This window comes from Bacillus sp. JJ1764 (assembly GCF_036962145.1).
Taxonomy (GTDB): Bacteria; Bacillota; Bacilli; order Bacillales; family Cytobacillaceae; genus Neobacillus.
Genome location: NZ_JBALNY010000004.1, coordinates 275 through 516, shown reverse-complemented (window position 1 = coordinate 516; position 242 = coordinate 275). Strand labels below are relative to the sequence as shown.

Annotated in this window: 1 protein-coding gene; it reads right to left on the bottom strand. The window is 45.9% G+C overall.

Annotated elements, in window-relative coordinates; translation table 11 throughout:
- Positions 1-41: 41 nt before the first annotated feature.
- The coding region (locus V7083_RS00500; protein WP_335474239.1) for a 3D domain-containing protein at positions 42-242 on the bottom strand (201 nt) is incomplete at its 5' end.

Below are 242 nucleotides of genomic sequence, written 5' to 3'. Positions count from 1 at the left end.
CCAAGATTTGCCCAATAAAAAAAACAGGCACCCCGGCCTGTTTATCTTTTTTCTGAGTTTATAAACTGCTGGCGGAAGACCTGCAGGGATTTGTCTTCATTTAAGGCTTGCAGCTGGGCCTCAGTCAGCTTCCCATTGCCCATTTGTACTACGTAGACATCCAGTGTTTTTTTGCCCCATTCACGATAGACATCCTCTACGGTTTCAAAATAAAGGTCAAGGCGGTTGCCCTTGATTGCACC